This window comes from Ruegeria alba (genome assembly GCF_022321465.1).
GTDB lineage: Bacteria > Pseudomonadota > Alphaproteobacteria > Rhodobacterales > Rhodobacteraceae > Ruegeria_B > Ruegeria_B alba.
Genome location: NZ_JAKOEM010000003.1, coordinates 192,824 through 210,355, shown reverse-complemented (window position 1 = coordinate 210,355; position 17,532 = coordinate 192,824). Strand labels below are relative to the sequence as shown.

General features: G+C 65.5%; 20 protein-coding genes. 7 read left to right on the top strand and 13 right to left on the bottom strand.

Annotated features, from left to right (window positions below; translation table 11 throughout):
- Position 1: 1 nt before the first annotated feature.
- The 6 genes from MB818_RS06645 to MB818_RS06620 form a co-directional block, all read right to left on the bottom strand.
- Positions 2-640, bottom strand: a complete 639-nt coding sequence (locus tag MB818_RS06645; RefSeq protein WP_238904513.1) for a glutathione S-transferase family protein — start codon at positions 638-640, stop codon at positions 2-4.
- Between the two features lie 269 nt (positions 641-909).
- On the bottom strand, positions 910-1,122 hold the full coding sequence (locus tag MB818_RS06640; RefSeq protein ID WP_234143398.1) for a hypothetical protein: 213 nt from the start codon (positions 1,120-1,122) through the stop codon (positions 910-912).
- A gap of 52 nt (positions 1,123-1,174) precedes the next feature.
- Positions 1,175-2,956, bottom strand: coding sequence for an acyl-CoA dehydrogenase C-terminal domain-containing protein (locus MB818_RS06635; protein ID WP_234138842.1), 1,782 nt, complete (start codon positions 2,954-2,956; stop codon positions 1,175-1,177).
- A gap of 44 nt (positions 2,957-3,000) precedes the next feature.
- Positions 3,001-3,402 (bottom strand): MerR family transcriptional regulator, encoded by a 402-nt coding sequence (locus MB818_RS06630; RefSeq protein ID WP_234138843.1) that lies wholly within the window; start codon positions 3,400-3,402, stop codon positions 3,001-3,003.
- Positions 3,403-3,619: 217 nt separating this feature from the next.
- Positions 3,620-3,814 (bottom strand): hypothetical protein, encoded by a 195-nt coding sequence (locus MB818_RS06625; RefSeq protein ID WP_234138844.1) that lies wholly within the window; start codon positions 3,812-3,814, stop codon positions 3,620-3,622.
- 120 nt (positions 3,815-3,934) lie between these two features.
- On the bottom strand, positions 3,935-4,303 hold the full coding sequence (locus MB818_RS06620; RefSeq protein WP_234138845.1) for a MerR family transcriptional regulator: 369 nt from the start codon (positions 4,301-4,303) through the stop codon (positions 3,935-3,937).
- A 117-nt stretch (positions 4,304-4,420) separates the two neighbouring features.
- Between MB818_RS06620 and MB818_RS06615 the strand changes: the two genes are divergently transcribed.
- From MB818_RS06615 to MB818_RS06605, 3 genes are read left to right on the top strand one after another with little or no spacing between them, the layout of a single operon-like run.
- Positions 4,421-4,840, top strand: coding sequence for a PaaI family thioesterase (locus MB818_RS06615; RefSeq protein ID WP_234138846.1), 420 nt, complete (start codon positions 4,421-4,423; stop codon positions 4,838-4,840).
- Position 4,841: 1 nt separating this feature from the next.
- On the top strand, positions 4,842-5,360 hold the full coding sequence (locus MB818_RS06610; RefSeq protein WP_234138847.1) for a PaaI family thioesterase: 519 nt from the start codon (positions 4,842-4,844) through the stop codon (positions 5,358-5,360).
- A gap of 7 nt (positions 5,361-5,367) precedes the next feature.
- Positions 5,368-6,693, top strand: a complete 1,326-nt coding sequence (locus tag MB818_RS06605) for an MATE family efflux transporter (RefSeq protein ID WP_234138848.1) — start codon at positions 5,368-5,370, stop codon at positions 6,691-6,693.
- Here the strand turns inward: MB818_RS06605 and arsC are convergent.
- Genes arsC through MB818_RS06585 form a run of 4 tightly spaced genes read right to left on the bottom strand, consistent with a single transcriptional unit; the run spans position 6,677 to position 8,839 of the window.
- Entirely contained in the window at positions 6,677-7,021 is a 345-nt protein-coding gene (arsC, locus tag MB818_RS06600; RefSeq protein ID WP_238904511.1) for an arsenate reductase (glutaredoxin), read from the bottom strand. The genes MB818_RS06605 and arsC overlap by 17 nt on opposite strands.
- Positions 7,018-8,076, bottom strand: a complete 1,059-nt coding sequence (locus MB818_RS06595) for a quinone-dependent dihydroorotate dehydrogenase (protein WP_238904509.1) — start codon at positions 8,074-8,076, stop codon at positions 7,018-7,020. Before MB818_RS06595 ends, arsC begins: the two co-directional genes overlap by 4 nt.
- Positions 8,073-8,504, bottom strand: a complete 432-nt coding sequence (locus MB818_RS06590; RefSeq protein WP_238904507.1) for a DUF1330 domain-containing protein — start codon at positions 8,502-8,504, stop codon at positions 8,073-8,075. Before MB818_RS06590 ends, MB818_RS06595 begins: the two co-directional genes overlap by 4 nt.
- The gene (locus MB818_RS06585; protein ID WP_238904505.1) at positions 8,501-8,839 is read right to left on the bottom strand and encodes a DUF952 domain-containing protein; all 339 of its coding nucleotides are present in this window, start codon (positions 8,837-8,839) and stop codon (positions 8,501-8,503) included. The genes MB818_RS06590 and MB818_RS06585 overlap by 4 nt, the downstream gene beginning before the upstream one ends.
- A 117-nt stretch (positions 8,840-8,956) precedes the next feature.
- Here MB818_RS06585 and MB818_RS06580 point away from each other — a divergent pair, with 117 nt between their 5' ends.
- Positions 8,957-10,531: a bifunctional metallophosphatase/5'-nucleotidase gene (locus MB818_RS06580; RefSeq protein WP_234138853.1), complete on the top strand. Its 1,575-nt coding sequence runs from the start codon at positions 8,957-8,959 to the stop codon at positions 10,529-10,531.
- Positions 10,532-10,534: 3 nt separating this feature from the next.
- Here MB818_RS06580 and MB818_RS22050 read toward each other — a convergent pair whose 3' ends face one another.
- The gene (locus MB818_RS22050) at positions 10,535-12,283 is read right to left on the bottom strand and encodes a sulfotransferase (RefSeq protein ID WP_238904503.1); all 1,749 of its coding nucleotides are present in this window, start codon (positions 12,281-12,283) and stop codon (positions 10,535-10,537) included.
- 141 nt (positions 12,284-12,424) lie between these two features.
- On the opposite strand from MB818_RS22050, the gene MB818_RS06570 reads away from it, so the two are divergent.
- Genes MB818_RS06570 through mnmH form a run of 3 tightly spaced genes read left to right on the top strand, consistent with a single transcriptional unit; the run spans position 12,425 to position 14,819 of the window.
- Positions 12,425-13,054: a glutathione S-transferase family protein gene (locus MB818_RS06570; protein ID WP_234177296.1), complete on the top strand. Its 630-nt coding sequence runs from the start codon at positions 12,425-12,427 to the stop codon at positions 13,052-13,054.
- A 9-nt stretch (positions 13,055-13,063) separates the two neighbouring features.
- A complete protein-coding gene (locus tag MB818_RS06565) occupies positions 13,064-13,729 on the top strand; it encodes an SOS response-associated peptidase (protein WP_234217016.1) in 666 nt (221 codons plus the stop codon).
- A gap of 37 nt (positions 13,730-13,766) precedes the next feature.
- Positions 13,767-14,819, top strand: a complete 1,053-nt coding sequence (gene mnmH / locus MB818_RS06560; RefSeq protein WP_234177298.1) for a tRNA 2-selenouridine(34) synthase MnmH — start codon at positions 13,767-13,769, stop codon at positions 14,817-14,819.
- A gap of 156 nt (positions 14,820-14,975) precedes the next feature.
- On the opposite strand, the gene selD is transcribed toward mnmH, so the two are convergent.
- Together selD and MB818_RS06550 are read right to left on the bottom strand one after the other, a co-directional pair.
- Entirely contained in the window at positions 14,976-17,135 is a 2,160-nt protein-coding gene (gene selD / locus MB818_RS06555; protein WP_238904501.1) for a selenide, water dikinase SelD, read from the bottom strand.
- A gap of 4 nt (positions 17,136-17,139) precedes the next feature.
- Entirely contained in the window at positions 17,140-17,526 is a 387-nt protein-coding gene (locus MB818_RS06550; protein WP_234138859.1) for a Na+/H+ antiporter subunit G, read from the bottom strand.
- Positions 17,527-17,532 lie beyond the last annotated feature (6 nt).

The window sequence follows — 17,532 nt, the reverse complement described above, 5'->3', positions numbered from 1 at the left end:
CTCAAGCGCGATCCGACGGATTGCCGGGCATCAGGTCATAGGGGTGTTTCCAGCCGGGCAGGGCGGCGATGCGGTCCAGCCAGGCGTCGATATGGGGCCAGTCGGCGCGGTCAAAGCCGAAAGGTTCGGGATAATAGAGGTAGCCGCAGCAGCTGAGATCGGCATTGGTGGGGCCATCACCCACGATCCAGTCGCGGCCCTCGAGATGGGCGTTCAGCGTGGCATAGGCGGCCTTGAGCCGGCCCTGGTTGAAGGCGATCACCTCTTGCGGGCGTTTGTCCTGGGGCAGGAAATTCATCAGGAAGCGGGTCAGACCGGCCATCGAGCTGAGCTTGTGGTTGTCCCACAGCACCCAGCGCAGGATCTCGTAATTCTCTTCACGGGTCTTGCCGCCGAACTTGCCGGTTGCCTCGGTCACATAGGCCTGGATCGCGCCCGACTGTCCGGTCTTGAAATCGCCATCGACCAGTACCGGAGCCTCGCCCAGCGCATTGATATTGGCGCGATATTCGGGTGTTCGCGTCTCACCGCCGAAGAAGTCGACAAAGACCGGTTCCCAGTCGAGGCCAGAGAGTTGCAGCGCCAGCGCCGCCTTGTAGGAATTGCCGCTTTCTCCGAAGCAGTAGAGTTTGATCGTCATCCAAGCCTCCCTTTGGCCAATGTCGCGGCGGGGGTTTCACACCCCCGCACCCCCGTGGAGTATTTCCGGCGAAATGAAGCAGGGGCCTCTTTACCGGGCATTAAGGTTAATCTGGTCTGTTTTCGGCTGCGGTACAGGCTGGAGAGCCGATGACCGCGCGGAGTGAAGCCCCGCGTCCCGCCTGCGTTCCGTCTGGCGGTCGGGCCGGAGGGCGGGGTGGACGTCCATGGTCTTCATTCCGCTGCAAATACTCTCGCCGAAGGCGCCTTCTACCGCTTGCGGTCGTCGAGCTCGGCGTTGAACAGGCGCAGCCGGTGGGTCAGATTCTCCTCGTTGATCACGCTGTTGAAATTCTCGAACAGAAAGGACAATGCCTCGCCTTCGTCCAGCCCGGCCTCGCGCGAGAAGCTCTTGAGCCTGCGATAGCCGTCCTCGGTCATCGCAACCGGGAAGCGGCGGGTCAGGCGGAAACGTTTCGGCATCGGGCTCTCCTGTCGGGCTGGGGTGGGTGGGCATCTCTGCCCACCCGGCAGCTTAGAAGTTCGCCGCGTCCAGGGCCATGACCGTTTCGGCGCCGGTCTGGATGCGGGCCAGGTGCATGGCGGTGGCGGGCAGGCGGCGGGCCATGTAGTAGCGCCCGGTCGCGATCTTCGTCTCATAGAACGCGGTATCCGAGGCGCCGCCAGCCAGCGCGGCGCGGGCGGCCTTGGCCATCTGCGCCCACATCAGGCCCAGGCAGACATGGCCGAACATGTGCATGAAGTCATAGGAACCCGACAGCGCGTTGTTGGGGTTCTTCATGCCGTTCTGCATGAAATACATGCCCGCCGCCTGAAGATCCTTGGACGCCGCTTTCAGCGGTTCGATGAACCCTTTGTCATAGGCTTCGTCCTCGCCTGCGTTGTCCTTGCAGAAGGTCTTGACCAGTTCGAAGAAGGCCATCACGTGCTTGCCGCCGTCCTGGGCCAGCTTGCGGCCCACCAGGTCCAGCGCCTGCACGCCGTTTGCGCCTTCGTAGATCATCGCGATACGGGCGTCGCGGGTATATTGCGACATGCCCCATTCCTCGATGTAGCCATGGCCGCCATAGACCTGCTGCGCCTGCACGGTCATGTCATAGCCCTGATCGGTCAGGAAGCCCTTGATCACCGGTGTCAGCAGCGACACCAGCCCATCGGCATCCTTGTCGCCTGCGCGATGGGCGGCGTCGATCATGGTGGCGCCCCACAGGATGAAGGCGCGGGCGCCCTCGGTAAAGCTCTTCTGATCCATCAGGTTGCGACGGATGTCGGGGTGCACGATCAGCGGATCGGCCGGGCCGTCGGGGTTCTTGGCCCCGGTCACGTCGCGGCCCTGAAGCCGGTCCTTGGCATATTCCAGCGCGTTCTGGTACGCGGCATCGGCCTGGGCCAGGCCCTGCATGCCGACACCCAGCCGCGCCTCGTTCATCATGGTGAACATGGCGCGCATGCCCTTGTGTTCCTCGCCCAGCAGATAGCCGGTGGCGCCGTCATAGTTCATCACACAGGTCGAGTTGCCGTGGATGCCCATCTTTTCCTCGATCTTGCCGACCGAGACGGCATTGCGCGCGCCCAGGCTGCCATCCTCGTTCACCATGAACTTCGGGACAATGAACAGCGACACGCCCTTGATGCCCTCGGGACCGCCCACGATCTTGGCCAGCACCAGGTGCACGATGTTGTCGGCCATGTCGTGATCGCCCGACGAGATGAAGATCTTCTGCCCGGTGATCTTGTAGGAACCGTCCGCCTGCGGTTCGGCCTTGGTGCGCATCAGGCCCAGATCGGTGCCGCAATGGGGCTCGGTCAGGTTCATGGTGCCGGTCCATTCGCAGGATACCATCTTGGGCAGATAGGTATCCTTCTGCGCGTCCGAGCCATGCGCCAGAATCGCCGAGGCGGCGCCATGGGTCAGGCCCTGATACATGGTGAAGGCCTGGTTCGAGGCCGAGAACATCTCGCCCACTGCGGTGCCGATCACATAGGGCATGTTCTGGCCGCCATATTGCTCGGGCATGTCCAGCCCGGTCCAACCGCCTTCCTTGACCTGCTCAAAGGCGTCCTTGAACCCAGTCGGCGTGTAGACCACGCCGTTTTCCAGCCGGCAGCCCTCGGTATCGCCCACCGCGTTCAGCGGGTGCAGCACGTTCGTGGCGATCTTGCCGGCCTCTTCCAGCACGGCGCCGGTGAAATCGGCGTCCAGTTCGGCATAGCCGGGGGTGTCGGATTGCGAGACCTTGAGAACGTCGTGCAGGATGAACTGCGTGTCCTTGGTGGGGGCGGTATAGATGGGCATGGATGGCTCCCTGAAGTCGTGGGTCTGGTGTCGGATCAGGCGGCTTATTCGGCCGCCTTATTGGTGTCTTTCATCGAGGCAAGCACCTTCTCGCCCCAGCGCAGCTGTTCGCGCAGGTCGTCGATGGCCTGGGTCAGCTCGTCGCGCTGCGCTTCCATATCGGCAAGCCGCTCGTGGGCGATCTCGTAGGTGCGGTTCAGCTGCATGTGCTGCTGGTCGCCCACGTGATAGAGGTCCAGCAGCTGGCGGATCTGCTCCAGGCTGAAGCCGAACCGTTTGCCACGCAGGATCAGCTTGAGCCGGGCGCGGTCGCGTTTGGTGAACAGGCGCTTCTGACCTTCCCGGACCGGGAACAGAAGCTCCTTGGATTCGTAGAACCGCAACGTGCGCGGCGTCACGTCATAGGCGTCGCACATTTCGCGGATGGTCATCAGGTCTTCGGTCATTCTCTCAATCTCTCGTCGCTGGCGTCATGGCAGAGAGGTGATCAGCTTGCCCGCCGTTTACAACATTCAGTTGACGTTGACGTAAGCCGAACGTCACGTCACTTTTTTGCTGACGTAAGATCAAGTCGCGGAAGGCACCTTTGACGACATTTCCTTACCCGCGGAAGCCGCGTCCGAGCTGCGTTTCGCGGCCGGTACCGACGGTAAAGCTGCGGAATCAGCGTCCGGTGGCACCGCCGCGTGGCCCGCGGTAGAAGTCGCTGCGCGCCTGACGGCGGGCGGCGATCTCGCGGTCCCATTGCGCCTGATCGACGCCCGCAGGCGCGGTGCCATAGCCGGTTGGACCGGGATCACAGGCCGCCAGTGCAATGGCCGCGATCATCAGGGTCACAAGGAGTGCAGGGTTCGGCATCTGATCCTCCCGCAAAGGCCCCGCCGGCAGGTGCAGGGCAGGGTCCAGCCTGCGCCAGGCAGGGATCAAAGGCAACCCATCGGCGCGCGCGCCCGGATCACGTTTGCGGCAAGGAGCGGTTTACTTGATGCCTTTGGCGGTTTGTTCACGCAGCTGCTGCAACTCGCTCATGGCTTCTTCCAGTTGCTGCTGTTGCAGGCGCAATTCGTTCATCTGGCGGTCGGCCATTTCGACAAAGGCGGTCATCTGCGCCTGGTTGCCTTCGTCCTCGTAGATCAGCAGCCACTGACGGATTTCTTCCAGCGCAAATCCAAAGCGTCGGCCGCGCATGATCAGCTTCATCCGCGCCCGTTCGCGGGCGCCGTAATAGCGGGCACGCCCTTCGCGGTCGGGCTGGAGGAGTTCGATATACTCGTAATATCTGAGCGTGCGCGGGGTCACGTCGAACTCGGCGCACATCTCCTTGAATGACAAACGCGTCTCGGGCATGTCCAATCTCCTTGCCCGCAACCTAGGGGCTTGCGAATTCCAGCGCAACTGCCGGGCTTGCCCTTTGTGTCGCGGCCTGCTCATAAAGGAGCGGAACAAAGGCGGGATCGCAAGCGCATGACAGACAAGGTGAAACTGGCCCGGCAATTCATCCAGGCGATACCCCATGCCAAGGCGCTGGGGCTGGAGTTGACCCATATCGGTCAGGGCGAGGCCGAGATTTCCATGCCCTACAACCCCGATCTGGTGGGCGATCCGCGCACAGGGGTCATTCATGGCGGCGCGGTGTCGGCGATGCTGGATACCTGCTGCGGCGCCGCAGTCATGAGTCATCCCGCAGCGCCGGGCGGAACTGCGACAATCGACCTCAGGATCGACTACATGCGGGCCGCGACCCCGGGGCAGACCATCACCACCCGTGCGACCTGTCATCATATCACCCGCAATGTGGCCTTTGTGCGTGCGGTGGCCACCGATGACGATACCGACCGTCCCGTCGCCACCGCTGCCGGTGCGTTTACTGTGGAGGGTCGCTGAGATGGCCCGGACCCGTCCCGAACCGATGCAGGTGGTCAAGCAGCGCCGCGATGCCGCGTTGAACGCGCTGGTCAGCGGCGTGCCCTATATCCGCTTTCTGGGCATCACCTTTGACCGGCGCGGGGATGAGCTGACCGGGGTGCTGAATTTCGACGACAAGCTGATCGGCAACCCGTTCCTGCCCGCCATTCACGGCGGGGTGACGGCGGCGTTTCTCGAGGTGACGGCAATCATCACCCTCAGTTGGGCGCATCTGTTCGAACGGATCGAGAGCGGTGACCTGGCGCCCGAGGATATTCTGACCGACGAGAATATGCGCTTTCCCAAGACCATCGACTTTACCATCGACTACCTGCGCTCGGGCCTGCCGCGCGACGCCTATGCGCGCGCCTATATCAGCCGCGCCGGGCGGCGCTATGCCTCGGTCCGGGTCGAGGCATGGCAGGACCACCACGACAAGCTTTATGCGCAGGGGACCGGGCATTTCCTGATGCCGCAGGATCCCAAACCCGAAAGCTGAGCGGTACATGTCCGACGCGGCCCCGATCACGCATCAGCGGGTTCTGAAGATCGCCGTTCCGATCATGCTGGCCAACATGACCGTGCCGATCCTTGGCGCGGTGGATACCGCCGTGGTGGGGCAGATCCCCCAGGCCGCACCCATCGCCGCCGTTGGCGTCGGCGCGATCATCCTGTCGGCGATCTACTGGATCTTTGGCTTTCTGCGCATGGGCACTGCCGGCTTGACGGCGCAGGCCCATGGGGCAGGGCAAGAGGGCGAGGTTGCCGCCCTGCTGACCCGCTCGCTGATGATCGGTGTGGCAGGTGGAGTCGCACTGATTCTGCTGCAACTGCCGATCTATTGGGGCGCGTTGGCCCTCAGCCCGGCCAGCGCCGAGGTCGAGACGCTGGCGCGCGGCTACATGTCCATCCGCATCTGGTCGGCCCCCGCCGCCATCGCCATCTACGGCATAACCGGCTGGCTGATCGCGCTGGAGCGCACACGGGCGGTGCTGGTGCTGCAACTGTGGATGAACGGGCTCAACATGGGGCTCGACCTGTGGTTCGTGCTTGGTCTCGGCTGGGGGGTGAACGGGGTTGCCTTTGCCACTTTCCTGGCCGAGTGGACCGGGCTCGCCTTTGGCCTCTGGCTCTGCCGCGATGCTTTTCTGAACCCGCGCTGGCGCGACTGGGCGCGGGTGTTCGAGGCCGCCCGCCTGCGCCGCATGGCGGTGGTCAACACCGATATCCTGATCCGCTCGATGCTGCTTCAGGCGATCTTTGTCAGCTTCCTGTTGCTCGGCGGGCGGTTCGGCGATGTGACGCTGGCGGCCAACCAGGTCTTGCTGCAATTCATCCATATCACCGGCTATGCGTTGGACGGCTTTGCCTTTGCCGCCGAGTCGCTGGTGGGGCAGGCCTTTGGCGCCGGTGCGGTGGCCCGGCTCAGGCGCGCGGCATGGATGACCAGCCTCTGGGGACTGGTGCTGGCTCTGTTGCTGGCGGTGGTGTTCTGGGCGCTCGGGCCCTGGCTGATCGACGTGATGACCAAGGATCCGAGCGTGCAACTGGCGGCGCGCGGCTATCTGGCCTGGATGGTGGCGGCGCCGCTCTTGATCCTGGCACTGGTGATGTTCGATGGCATCTTTATCGGCGCCACCCGCTCGGCCGACATGCGCAACATGATGGCGCTCTCGGCGGCGATCTACTTCGCCGCCGTCTGGTTGCTGATCGAGCCCTACGGCAATCACGGCCTGTGGATGGCGCTGACGATTTCCTTCATCGCGCGCGGCATCACGCTGGGCCTGCGCTATCCGGCGCTGGAGCGCGCGGCGGTCAGTCCAACAGGCTGAGCATATCCTCGGGCGGGCGCCCGATCACCGCCCGATGGCCCTTGATTGCCAGCGGCCGTTCGATCAGCACCGGGTTTTCCGCCATGGCGGCCAGCAGAACCTCGTCGGGGTCGCTCTTGCTGAGACCCAGTTCCTTGAACCGCGCCTCGCCCGTGCGCATCATGTCGATGGCCGCAACCCCCAGCGCCGCCTGCGCGGCCTGCAACTCCTCAAGGCTGGGCGCCTGCTCCAGATAGCGACGCACCTGCACCTCGGCGCCGCGTTTTTCCAGCAGCGCCAGACCCTGCCGCGACTTGGAACAACGCGGATTATGCCAGTATTCGATCACAGCCAGTCCTTTCTTCCGGTTCCCACCGCCTCGGCGACCGAGGCGAAGCCGTCGCGCGCCAAAAGCGCATCAAGCCCGCGCGCGATCTCAGCTGCCAGCGCGACACCGCCGTAGACCATCGCGGTATAGAACTGCACCGCCGAGGCGCCGGCGCGGATCTTGGCATAGGCTTGTTCGGCATTGCTGATGCCGCCGACGCCGATCAACGGGATCTCGCCGCCAGTCAGCGCCGACAGCCGCGCCAGTACTCGGGTCGATTTGTCAAACAGCGGCGCGCCCGACAGCCCGCCCGCCTCATCCTTGTGGGTGCTGTGCAGCCCCTCGCGCGACAGGGTGGTGTTGGTGGCAATCACCGCATCCACACCCGTATCACGCGCCACGGCGGCGATATCGGCGATCTCGTCCTCGCTCAGGTCCGGCGCGATTTTCAGGAACACCGGGATCGGTCGCGCCAGCGCATCGCGGGTCTCGATCACGCCCGAGAGCAGCGCCGTCAGCGCCGCGCGCCCTTGCAGGTCGCGCAGTTTCTCGGTGTTGGGAGAGCTCACGTTCACGGTGGCAAAATCCAGATGCGCCGCGCAATGCGCCAGCACGCGGGCGAAATCGCCGGGCCGGTCGGTGCTGTCCTTGTTCGCCCCCAGATTGAGACCGATCACCGCGTCGCGGGGGCGCTTTGCCAGTCGCGCGGCAATCGCCTCCATCCCTTGGTTGTTGAAGCCGAACCGGTTGATCGCGGCGCGGTCCTCGGTCAGGCGAAACAGGCGCGGGCGCGGGTTGCCCGGCTGCGGGCGCGGCGTTGCTGCCCCCACCTCGATAAACCCGAAGCCTGCCCGCGAGAGTGGCGCCAGTGCCTCGGCATTCTTGTCGAACCCAGCCGCCAGCCCCACCGGGTTGGGCAGATCGAGCCCCGCCATCCGCGTGCGCAGCCGGGGCGAGGTCACCGGGCCGGGCAGGGGTACCAGCCCCGCCTGCAGCGCCTTGATCGACAGGCCATGCGCGGTTTCCGGGTCCAGCCGGTGCAGGGCCGCCAGCCCCAGTTTCTCGATCATCTTCATCCGAAGCTTGTGCCCCCTGTGCCGGGTTTGGTGCGGATCAGGCGCGAGGTTTCGACAGCTGCCTGCCGGTGAACCACCGCCTGCCGATAGGCGGGATCGGTCACCATCTCCAGAAACGCATGGGCATTGGGGTAGCGGGCGATGAACATCTCGTCCCAGACCTCGTCGCCGGGGCCGATCAGCACGGTCTGAAACGCGCCGCGCCAGACGATCGAGGCGCCCAGCCGCGCGATGATCGGCGCGGTCTCGCGGCCATAATTGCGATAGGCCTCGGCCCCGCTCAGCCCGGCGCCGGCCAGCGCGTGGCCCTCGGGATAGGCGGCGTGGTCGCGGAACCTGACAAGGTTCAGCATCTCGATGGGATGGTCGCGGTCCAGCGACTTGAACGCCTCGAACTGGGCGCGGTCGGGGTCGATGTAACCTGTCATGTCATCTCCTGCGGGAATTGATGCATGCCATCCACCAGCGGCAGCGTCTGCGACCAGACCACATCCGACAGCCGCAATTCGCGGTAAAGATGCGGAAAGAGGGCACCGCCGCGCGACACTTCCCATTTCAGTGCCTCGCCCATGGCATCCGCTTCGCAGGCCAGCAAGACCAGCCCCTCGGCCCCGGCAAAATGCTTGGCTGCCGTTTCCGCCGCCTGCTGGGCGGTCGAGAAATGCACGAACCCGTCGGCTAGGTCCACCGGTGCCCCGGCGCTCTGGCCGTCACATGTCAGCGCCGCCCATTCGTCGGCCCGGAAAATCTTGTAGATCAGCATGGCCCGGTGATGCCTTGGGCAGGGGGAGGAATCAAGCGCGATTTCCCTCACGAGACCTTTGACTCCGCTCAATTCCGCGCGCACCATCACGCGCAATAACAACAGGGAGTTGATAGCATGTTCACCCGTTTCATGACTTCGGTCGCGGCGCTGGGCCTGACGGCCGGCATGGCCGCCGCCGAATATAAGCTGACCATTCTGCATACCAACGATTTCCACGCCCGGTTCGAACCGATCAGCAAATATGACAGCGGGTGCAAGCCCGAAGAGAATACCGAAGGCAAGTGTTTCGGGGGCACCGCCCGCCTGGTGACCGCGATCGAAGCCGCCCGCGCCCGCGCCGGCAATTCCATCCTTGTCGATGGCGGCGACCAGTTCCAGGGGACGCTGTTCTATACCTATTACAAGGGCAAGGTTGCGGCCGAGTTCATGAACAAGCTCGGCTATGACGCGATGACCGTGGGCAACCACGAATTCGACGACGGCCCCGAGGTGCTGCGCGGCTTCATGGATGCGGTGGGCTTTCCGGTCCTGATGTCCAATGCCGATTTCAGCGGCGAGGAGCTGCTGGCCACCAAGCTGTTGAAATCGACGGTGATCGAGAAGGGTGGCGAAAAGATCGGCCTGATCGGCCTGACGCCCGAGGATACCCATGAACTGGCCAGCCCCGGCCCGAATATCTCGTTCTCGGACCCGGTGCCTGCCGTGCAGGCCGAGGTTGACCGGCTGACCGCCGAGGGCGTGAACAAGATCATCGTCCTCAGCCATTCGGGCTATGGCACCGACCAGCGGGTCGCGGCGGAAACGACCGGCGTCGACGTGATCGTGGGTGGTCATTCCAACACCTACCTGTCGAATGTCTCGGACAAGGCGTCGGGCCCCTATCCCACCGTGGTCAACGGAGTGCAGATCGTTCAGGCCTATGCCTATGGCAAGTTCCTGGGCGAGCTGAACGTCACCTTTGACGATGCGGGCAATGTGACCGAGGCGGTGGGCGAGCCGCTGATCATGGACGCCGCTGTGTCCGAGGACGCCGCTACCGTCGCCCGCATCCAGGAACTGGCGGTGCCGCTGGAGGAGATCCGCAACAAGGTGGTCGCCAATGCCGCCGCGCCCATCGAGGGCAACCGCGATGTCTGTCGGGTGCAGGAATGCCAGATGGGCAATCTGGTGGCTGACGCCATGCTGGATCGCGTCGCCGATCAGGGCGTCACCATCGCCATCGCCAATTCGGGCGGGCTGCGCGCCTCGATTGACGCGGGTGACGTGACCATGGGCGAGGTGCTGACGGTACTGCCGTTCCAGAACACGCTGTCGACCTTCGAGGCGACCGGCGCCCTGATCGTCGAGGCGCTGGAGAACGGCGTCAGCCAGGTTGAAGAGGGCGCGGGTCGCTTTCCGCAGGTCTCGGGCCTGACCTATGCCTGGGACAGCGCGCAGCCTGCCGGCAGCCGCATTGTCGAGGTCATGGTCGCCAGCGAGGACGGTTTTGTGCCTCTCGATCCGGCCGCGACCTACATGGTTGTGACCAACAACTATGTCCGCAATGGCGGTGACGGCTATGCGATGTTCTCGGGCGACGACAAGAACGCCTATGACTACGGTCCCGATCTGGCCGATGTGACAGCGGAATACCTTGCCGCCAACGCGCCTTATCAGCCCTATGTGGATGGGCGCATCGTCAAGAAGTGACCGTCAGACTCTGGCCTGGCCCAACTCGGGCCAGAGCCCGGGGTCGAGACCTGCGATGAATGGCGCAAGCATGGCCTCATGCTTGCGCCATTTGCCGACCGAGCGGGTGTGCACCGGCTGGCGCAACTGGTTTGCGCTGAGTGTCAGCACCTGGCCTGCCGCCTGATCGGGTCGCGCCATTTCGGGCACCCAGTCCAGCCCCAGATGTGCGGCCAGCCGGTGGCTGGCGCCCTCTACATCCGCCACCAGATCCTCGTAAGCCAGATCCAGGATGCGGCCCGGGAACTCCGCATGCCAATGCGCCATCATCCGGGCATACTGGTTGAACCGATGCGCCATGGCCCGCAGGTCATAGGCATAGTTCAGCGCCGATCCCGCCAGATGCGCCTGCCACAGCGACAGCGCCACATCGCGCGGGTCGCGCCGCAGGTGGATCACCCGCGCATCCGCCCGCGCCGTCAGCAGGAACCCCACCAGCCGATAGTTCTCGGGCATCTTGTCGGTATAGAACCGGGTGCCGTCGGGCAGGGCGGGCAGGCTCTCGGCCTCACCTTTGCGGAAGGTGGCGCGCGCCTGTTCATCGAATGGCAGGTTGCCGTTGATCAAGGGGGCCAGCAGCCGACCCGGCGCGATGCGCTCGCCCAGCGGATGTACCGCCGGATGCGCGCCCAGCATTGCCTCGGTCAGAGAGGTGCCGGATCGCGGCAGGCCCAGCACATAGACCGGTGCCACACCATCGCCCGACCCGTCACGGTCCGCGCCCGGCACGAACCGCGCCATCAGCGCCTCGCTCAGCCGGGTGTCGGCCCCGGCGTCATAGGGCATCAACCGCGCCATCGCTGCATTGGCGCGGGTCAGGTGTTTGGCAAACCCGTCCTCGTCGCCCGCTTGTGCGGCGATCCGGGCCAGTGCGAAATGCAACTGCCCCTTGGCCGGGCCGCTGTCATCGGCGGCCTTCAGCGCCGCCAACGCCTGTGGGATCAACGCGGCGTTTTCCGCGCCCGAATTGATCTGCGCCAGTTGCTCCAGCGCCTCAGGCTGTCCCGGCGTGATCTCCAGCACCGCCCGGTACTGTTCCTTGGCGGCCTCGGTCTGACCCTGTTCCACCAGCCGCATTGCCAGCGCCAGCCGAGCCGGAACATGACCCGGGGCCAGCGCCACCGCCCGTTCCGCCACCGTGCGGGCCGCATCGGGCCGGTCGGCCCGCGCCAGTGGCAGCGACAGCGCGATCAGCGCCTCGACATTGCCCGGCTCAAGCTCTGCCGCGCGTTCGAGATCGGCCAGTGCCCCCATCTCGTCACCCGTTTGCCCCAACAACCGCGCCCTGAGCAGATACCCGTGCGCCTGACCGGGATACAGCGCGATCACGCGGTCGACCGCAGCCTTCGCTGCCACGTCATCGCCCCGTGCCATTCCAACCTGCGCCAGCAGCGCCCAGGCCCCGGCGTCCTGCGGGTTCGCATCGGTCAGCTGTCTCAGGTGCATGTCGGCCTCGTCCGTGCGTCCCAACAGCACCAACGTCTGTGCCAGATTGCGCCGGGCGTCATGGAAATCGGGGGCAAGCTTCAGCGCCAGCTGGAAATGCGGCAGCCCGGCCTTGTGCCGGCCCAGGCCGCATTCGGCGATCCCGGCGATGTTCATCCAGCCGGGATGCGTCTTGTCGGCTTTCAGCCCCTTGCGGGCCAGTCGTTGAGCGGTGCGGAAGTCGCCGCCTTGGACGGCGCGCTGTGCCTGAGAGATGTCGTTCTGCACCTTGAGCTGTCTCCGTTACAAGATGAGCACAGGTTTAGGGTGCAAGGCGCGGGGCCGCAACCGCCGCGGCCTTGGACACACGGGTTGACGCAGGGCAGGAAGATCATATAATTAACGAAATGGTTAAATAATGGGTGCCCCATGAAACTGCATGTCTTTCCTCCGTCCCCGAACTCTCGCAAGGTGCTTGTGGTCAACGCCCATCTGGGTCTGAACCTGCCGCTGGAATTGGTCAATCTTGCCACCGACGAGCAGCACGCCCCGGGATTTGTTGCCCTCAACCCAAATGCCAAGGTGCCGGTGCTCGAATATGAAGACGGCGGCACGCTCTGGGAATCGAACGCCATCATGGCGCGGCTCTGTGCCGAGGCCGAGACCACCCTCTGGCCGAAATCCGACATCCGCTATGATATCCTGCGCTGGCAGTTCTGGGAGACCGCGCATTGGACGCCTGCGCTCTCGCCGTTCATCAGCCGCCATATCTTTGGCCAGATGGATGCCGATCTGGAAGCCGCCACCACGCAGACCGCCAGATACGGGGCCGTTCTCGACGCTCATCTGGCCGGGCGTGACTGGCTGGTTGGCGACGGGGTGACGCTGGCCGATATCTCGGTCGCCTGCATCCTCAGCCTGCGCGCGCAGTGCCAGTATCCGCTGGACGGCTTTGCCAATGTTCACCGCTGGATCGCGGCGATCGAAGCACTGCCGGCCTGGCAGATTGCCGAGGCTCAGGTGCAAGAGGTGCTGGCCAAGGTGCAGGCGGCCTCGTAACCTGCCGCCATGTGCGGACGGATCGCCAACACCCTGCCCAGCGATGCCATGGCGCGCCTGTTCCAGGCGCAGCCGGCCAATGACCTGCCATTGGTGCCGAACTACAATATCTGCCCGACCAACCCGGTGCATGTGGTGCGGGCGGGGCCGGGCGGGCGGACCCTGTTGGCGATGCGTTGGGGCTTCCTGCCGCAGTGGTACAAGACCGAAACCGACGGCCCGCTGCTGATCAATGCCCGCGCCGAGACGCTGGCCGACAAACCCGCTTTCCGCGCCGCTTGTCGCCAGCGGCGCTGTCTGATCCCGGCCACCGGTTTCTATGAATGGACGCGACCGGGCGGGGACGTGCGCCTGCCATGGTACATCCACCGCCGCGACGGTGCGCCGATCGCCTTTGCCGGGATCTGGCAGGACTGGGGACCCGAGGGCGCGCGCCAGCCCACCTGCGCCATCGTCACCACCGCAGCCAACAATCATCTGGGTAAGCTGCATCACCGGATGCCGCTGATCCTGGAACCAGATGATTGGCCACTCTGGCTGGGCGAGGCAGGCCATGGTGCCGCCCGGCTGATGCAGCCGGGTGCCGAAGATGTGCTGGATTATCACCGCGTCGACCCGGCGGTGAATTCGAACCGCGCCACCGGACCCGAACTGATCGAACCTTTCGACGGGTGATCTTTTACTGATCCGCAAAGGGCGCTACACCGCGCGCATGGCTCTTGAATTCACCACGCTCCCACAGCTCTATGCGCATGGCTATGACGCCGTCATCGACGTGCGCAGCCCGGCAGAATATGCCGAAGATCATCTGCCCGGCGCCATCAACCTGCCGGTGCTGGACAACGAAGAACGCGCCCGCGTCGGCACCATCTACAAGCAGCAAAGCCCGTTTCTGGCGCGCAAGCTGGGCGCGGCGCTGGTGTTCCGCAACGCCGCAAACCATGTGGAGCAGAGCCTCAGTCATCACGCGGGCAACTGGCGGCCGCTGGTCTATTGCTGGCGGGGCGGGCAGCGGTCCGGCTCGTTCACCTGGATGCTGCAACAGATCGGCTGGCGGGCCGAGGTGGTCTCGGGCGGGTACCGCAGCTATCGCCGGTTGGTGAACCGGTACCTCTACGACGATCCGCTGCCGCACAGGCTGGTGGCGCTCGACGGGTTCACCGGCACCGCCAAGACCGAGATCCTGGCCCGCTTGCCCGCGCTGGGCGTCCAGATGCTGGACCTCGAAGGGCTGGCCAATCATCGCGGTTCGCTGCTGGGGGCGCGTCCCGGCGGCCAACCCGGGCAGAAGGCGTTCGAATCGGCGCTGGCAGGGAAACTTTGCGCCCTCGACACCGCGCGCCCGGTGGTGGTCGAGGCGGAAAGCTCCAAGATTGGCGAACGCATCCTGCCGCCCAGCCTCTGGGCCGCGCTCTGCGCCGCGCCCCGGATCGAGATCGAGGCGCCGGTCGCCGCCCGCACCGCGTATCTGACCGCTGCCTATGACGATATCCTGTCGGATGCCGAGACTTTGAGTGCCCGGCTCGACCCGCTGCGCTATCACCGGGGGCATGCGGTTGTCGAGGGGTGGCTGGCCCTGGTCGCGGCAGGTGACAAACACAGGGTCACCCGTGCCCTGATGGAGCAGCATTACGACCCGGCTTACCGTAAATCCCGCGCCAGCCATGCGGTGCAGGTTGCGGCGTGCCTGCGGTCCGACATACTCGACCATGCAGGCATTGATGCGCTGGCGGAACAGGTGGCCGCAGCGCTGGATAACCTCTGAGTGCTGCGCGAGGGGGCGCTGCCCCCGTCGCGGCGGGCCGCGACTCCCCCGGAGTATTTTGGGGCGAAATGAAGGGGTGTGGCCTGCTGCTTCTTTCTGGTTGGAAATACTCCGGGGGGAGGCGCCCGGAACGGGCGGCGGGGGGCTGGCCCCCCGTCAACGGGCGAGGCGCAGGCCGGGCTTTTCGGTGAGTGTCCCGATCCGGGCGGCGGGGTAACCTGCTTTGATCAATGCTGCGAGACACGTTTGGGCCTGATCGGGGGCGACAGCGGCCAACAGACCGCCCGCGGTTTGCGGATCAAAGAGCAGCGCCGCCGCGCCGGTGGCGGGCAATTCCGGCACCAGCATCCGGTTATCGGCGAAGATGGACGAGCGGTGACCCGCCTCGGACAGGGCCAGCGCGCCCGCCATCAGCGGCACCGCGTCGAGGGCGATCTCGGCCCCGGTACCCGAGGCCTCGCATATGCCGTGCAGGTGACCGGCCAGGCCGAAGCCCGTTACATCGGTCATCGCACGGGCCGTGGTCAGTATTCGCGCGGCGGCTCCCTGGTCTGTGGTCATATGGGCATAAGCTGCGGCTACATCGGTGCCTGGCGCCTGGCCCGCCATCTCGGCGGCCATCACAATACCGCTGCCCAGTGGTTTGGTCAGGATCAGGACATCTCCGGGTCTTCCACCCGCTAGAGTGATTGGGTCTTGTGCACAAAGGCCCGTCAGGGTGAAACCGATGGTCAACTCGTCCCCGACCGAGCTGTGGCCGCCGACGATCTCGGCCCCGGCGGCGCGCATCACCTCGGTTGCAGCGGCCATGATCTCGGTCAGGCTGCGCTGTTGCAACTCGGGCGACAGGCGCGGCAGGATCACCGTTGCGGTGGCCGCCTGCGGCTCTGCCCCCATGGCCCAGATATCGCCCAGCGCGTGATGGGCGGCGATGCGGGTCATCAGCACCGGATCCTCGACCAGCGCGCGCAGGTGGTCCGAGGTCATCACCTGCCGGACACCGCCGGTTGACAGCAGCGCCGCGTCGTCGCCGGGCAGCGGGGTGATATCGTTGCGTATCGCGCCCGGTAGTGGCGCCAGCGCCGCGCGCAACGCAGAGCGCCCGACCTTGGCGCCGCAACCGCCGCAAAGTGGCTTGTCCCCCAGCGCCTCGCTCAGCCCGGCGCTGTGAAGCTCGGGCAGGGCGGGCTGGCCCATCTGCGGCAGCTCGCGGAAGCGGTCCATGAAGGTCCGGTCGATCCGGTCCTTCCATCGCCACATGGCGGGCCCCGCAAAGACACGGCCCCATTTCTCGGCCAGGGCGGATTTGCCGCCCAACGAGATCAGCTTGAGGTAATCGGATTGCGGGCAATAGGGGCGCGGATGCCCGGCCCCCAGCGCCGCGCGCAGGTTGTCATAGAGAACCGGCGCCTCGCGCACGGCATAGACCCCGGCCTTGGGGCGCGGATTGTCGGTCAGATGCGCGCAATCTCCGGCGGCGAACACCATCGGATCGCTCGAGCGCAGGCAGGCATCGACCGAGATGAACCCATCGACGGTGTCGAGCCCGGTCTCGGTCAGCCAGGGATAGGCGCGCGCGCCGGCGGCGCCGGTCACGAAATCGGCCTCGATCCGGCGGCCATCCGCCAGTTCGACCGCTTTGGCGGTGATCCGGGCAATCTCGACCCCTTCGACCAGGGTCACGCCCAGCCCCTCCATAGCTTGCCGGATGCGTTGGGTGGCGCGCGGGCCGAGACCCGCCAGCACCCGCGCGCGGTCGATCAGCGTGACCTGAGCCGCGCGACCCCGGCTGCGCAGGGCATGGGTCATGGCCATGACCAGTTCGGCCCCCGCCACCCCGCCCCCGATCACCGCCACACGCGCCGGGCCGGTGCCCGCCAGATAGGCCGCCCAGCGGGCGGCGAAGGGGCCCAGCGGTTTGGCCGGAACCGCGTGATCGGCAAAACCCTCCATCTCGGGCATGGCCGAGGTGATGCCGACATTGATCGAGGCCACGTCAAAGCCGACCGGCGGACGCCCCGGCACATGTATCTCGCGCCGGTCGAGGTCGATTCCCTGGACCGCGCCCAGCACCACCCGCGCGCCCGCGAAGCGCGCCAGTTGCACCAGGTCGATATCCAGCGCCGCGCGGTCATAGTGTCCGGCGACGAAACCGGGCAGCATGCCGGAATAGGGCGCGGTGGGGCCGGGATTGATCACCGTCACCCGGGTACCGGCCAGTGGCAGCATCCCCCATTTGCGCAGCACCAGCGCATGGGTGTGACCCCCGCCGATCAGTACAAGGTCACGGGTGCGGGGCAGGGGCGGTATGTGCATGTTGTCAGTTGGCCGTATGCTCTGGTGTGTCGTTGTCGGGGGCAACCGCATGGGTGGCCCATCTGCCATCCCCGCCGGTGGGCGGCAGGGTCTCGGGCGTTTCATGCCGGTGAATGTGCCATTTTGCAATGAACAGCGCCGTGACCGGCGCCGTCAGGAACAGAAACAGCGTGATCAGCAATTCATGCAGCGAGATGTGATCCTCGAGCGTCAGAGAATGCAGGATCGAGGCGATCAGGACCCCGCCCACCCCCAACGTGGTGGCCTTGGTCGGCGCGTGCAGGCGCGACATCGGGTCCTTGAGCTTGATCATCCCGAACGAGCCGACAAAGCCGAACACGCCCGACACGATCAGGAAGAAGGCGATGACGATTTCCCAGATTTGTTCCATCCTGCC

What these genes read in the sequence shown, in the direction of transcription:
- MB818_RS06645 (WP_238904513.1), bottom strand. Translation starts at nt 640, where the DNA reads ATGACGATCAAACTCTACTGCTTCGGAGAAAGCGGCAATTCCTACAAG.
- MB818_RS06640 (WP_234143398.1), bottom strand. Translation starts at nt 1,122, where the DNA reads ATGCCGAAACGTTTCCGCCTGACCCGCCGCTTCCCGGTTGCGATGACC.
- MB818_RS06635 (WP_234138842.1), bottom strand. Translation starts at nt 2,956, where the DNA reads ATGCCCATCTATACCGCCCCCACCAAGGACACGCAGTTCATCCTGCAC.
- MB818_RS06630 (WP_234138843.1), bottom strand. Translation starts at nt 3,402, where the DNA reads ATGACCGAAGACCTGATGACCATCCGCGAAATGTGCGACGCCTATGAC.
- MB818_RS06625 (WP_234138844.1), bottom strand. Translation starts at nt 3,814, where the DNA reads ATGCCGAACCCTGCACTCCTTGTGACCCTGATGATCGCGGCCATTGCA.
- MB818_RS06620 (WP_234138845.1), bottom strand. Translation starts at nt 4,303, where the DNA reads ATGCCCGAGACGCGTTTGTCATTCAAGGAGATGTGCGCCGAGTTCGAC.
- MB818_RS06615 (WP_234138846.1), top strand. Translation starts at nt 4,421, where the DNA reads ATGACAGACAAGGTGAAACTGGCCCGGCAATTCATCCAGGCGATACCC.
- MB818_RS06610 (WP_234138847.1), top strand. Translation starts at nt 4,842, where the DNA reads ATGGCCCGGACCCGTCCCGAACCGATGCAGGTGGTCAAGCAGCGCCGC.
- MB818_RS06605 (WP_234138848.1), top strand. Translation starts at nt 5,368, where the DNA reads ATGTCCGACGCGGCCCCGATCACGCATCAGCGGGTTCTGAAGATCGCC.
- MB818_RS06595 (WP_238904509.1), bottom strand. Translation starts at nt 8,076, where the DNA reads ATGAAGATGATCGAGAAACTGGGGCTGGCGGCCCTGCACCGGCTGGAC.
- MB818_RS06590 (WP_238904507.1), bottom strand. Translation starts at nt 8,504, where the DNA reads ATGACAGGTTACATCGACCCCGACCGCGCCCAGTTCGAGGCGTTCAAG.
- MB818_RS06585 (WP_238904505.1), bottom strand. Translation starts at nt 8,839, where the DNA reads ATGCTGATCTACAAGATTTTCCGGGCCGACGAATGGGCGGCGCTGACA.
- MB818_RS06580 (WP_234138853.1), top strand. Translation starts at nt 8,957, where the DNA reads ATGTTCACCCGTTTCATGACTTCGGTCGCGGCGCTGGGCCTGACGGCC.
- MB818_RS06570 (WP_234177296.1), top strand. Translation starts at nt 12,425, where the DNA reads ATGAAACTGCATGTCTTTCCTCCGTCCCCGAACTCTCGCAAGGTGCTT.
- MB818_RS06565 (WP_234217016.1), top strand. Translation starts at nt 13,064, where the DNA reads ATGTGCGGACGGATCGCCAACACCCTGCCCAGCGATGCCATGGCGCGC.
- mnmH (WP_234177298.1), top strand. Translation starts at nt 13,767, where the DNA reads ATGGCTCTTGAATTCACCACGCTCCCACAGCTCTATGCGCATGGCTAT.
- selD (WP_238904501.1), bottom strand. Translation starts at nt 17,135, where the DNA reads ATGCACATACCGCCCCTGCCCCGCACCCGTGACCTTGTACTGATCGGC.
- MB818_RS06550 (WP_234138859.1), bottom strand. Translation starts at nt 17,526, where the DNA reads ATGGAACAAATCTGGGAAATCGTCATCGCCTTCTTCCTGATCGTGTCG.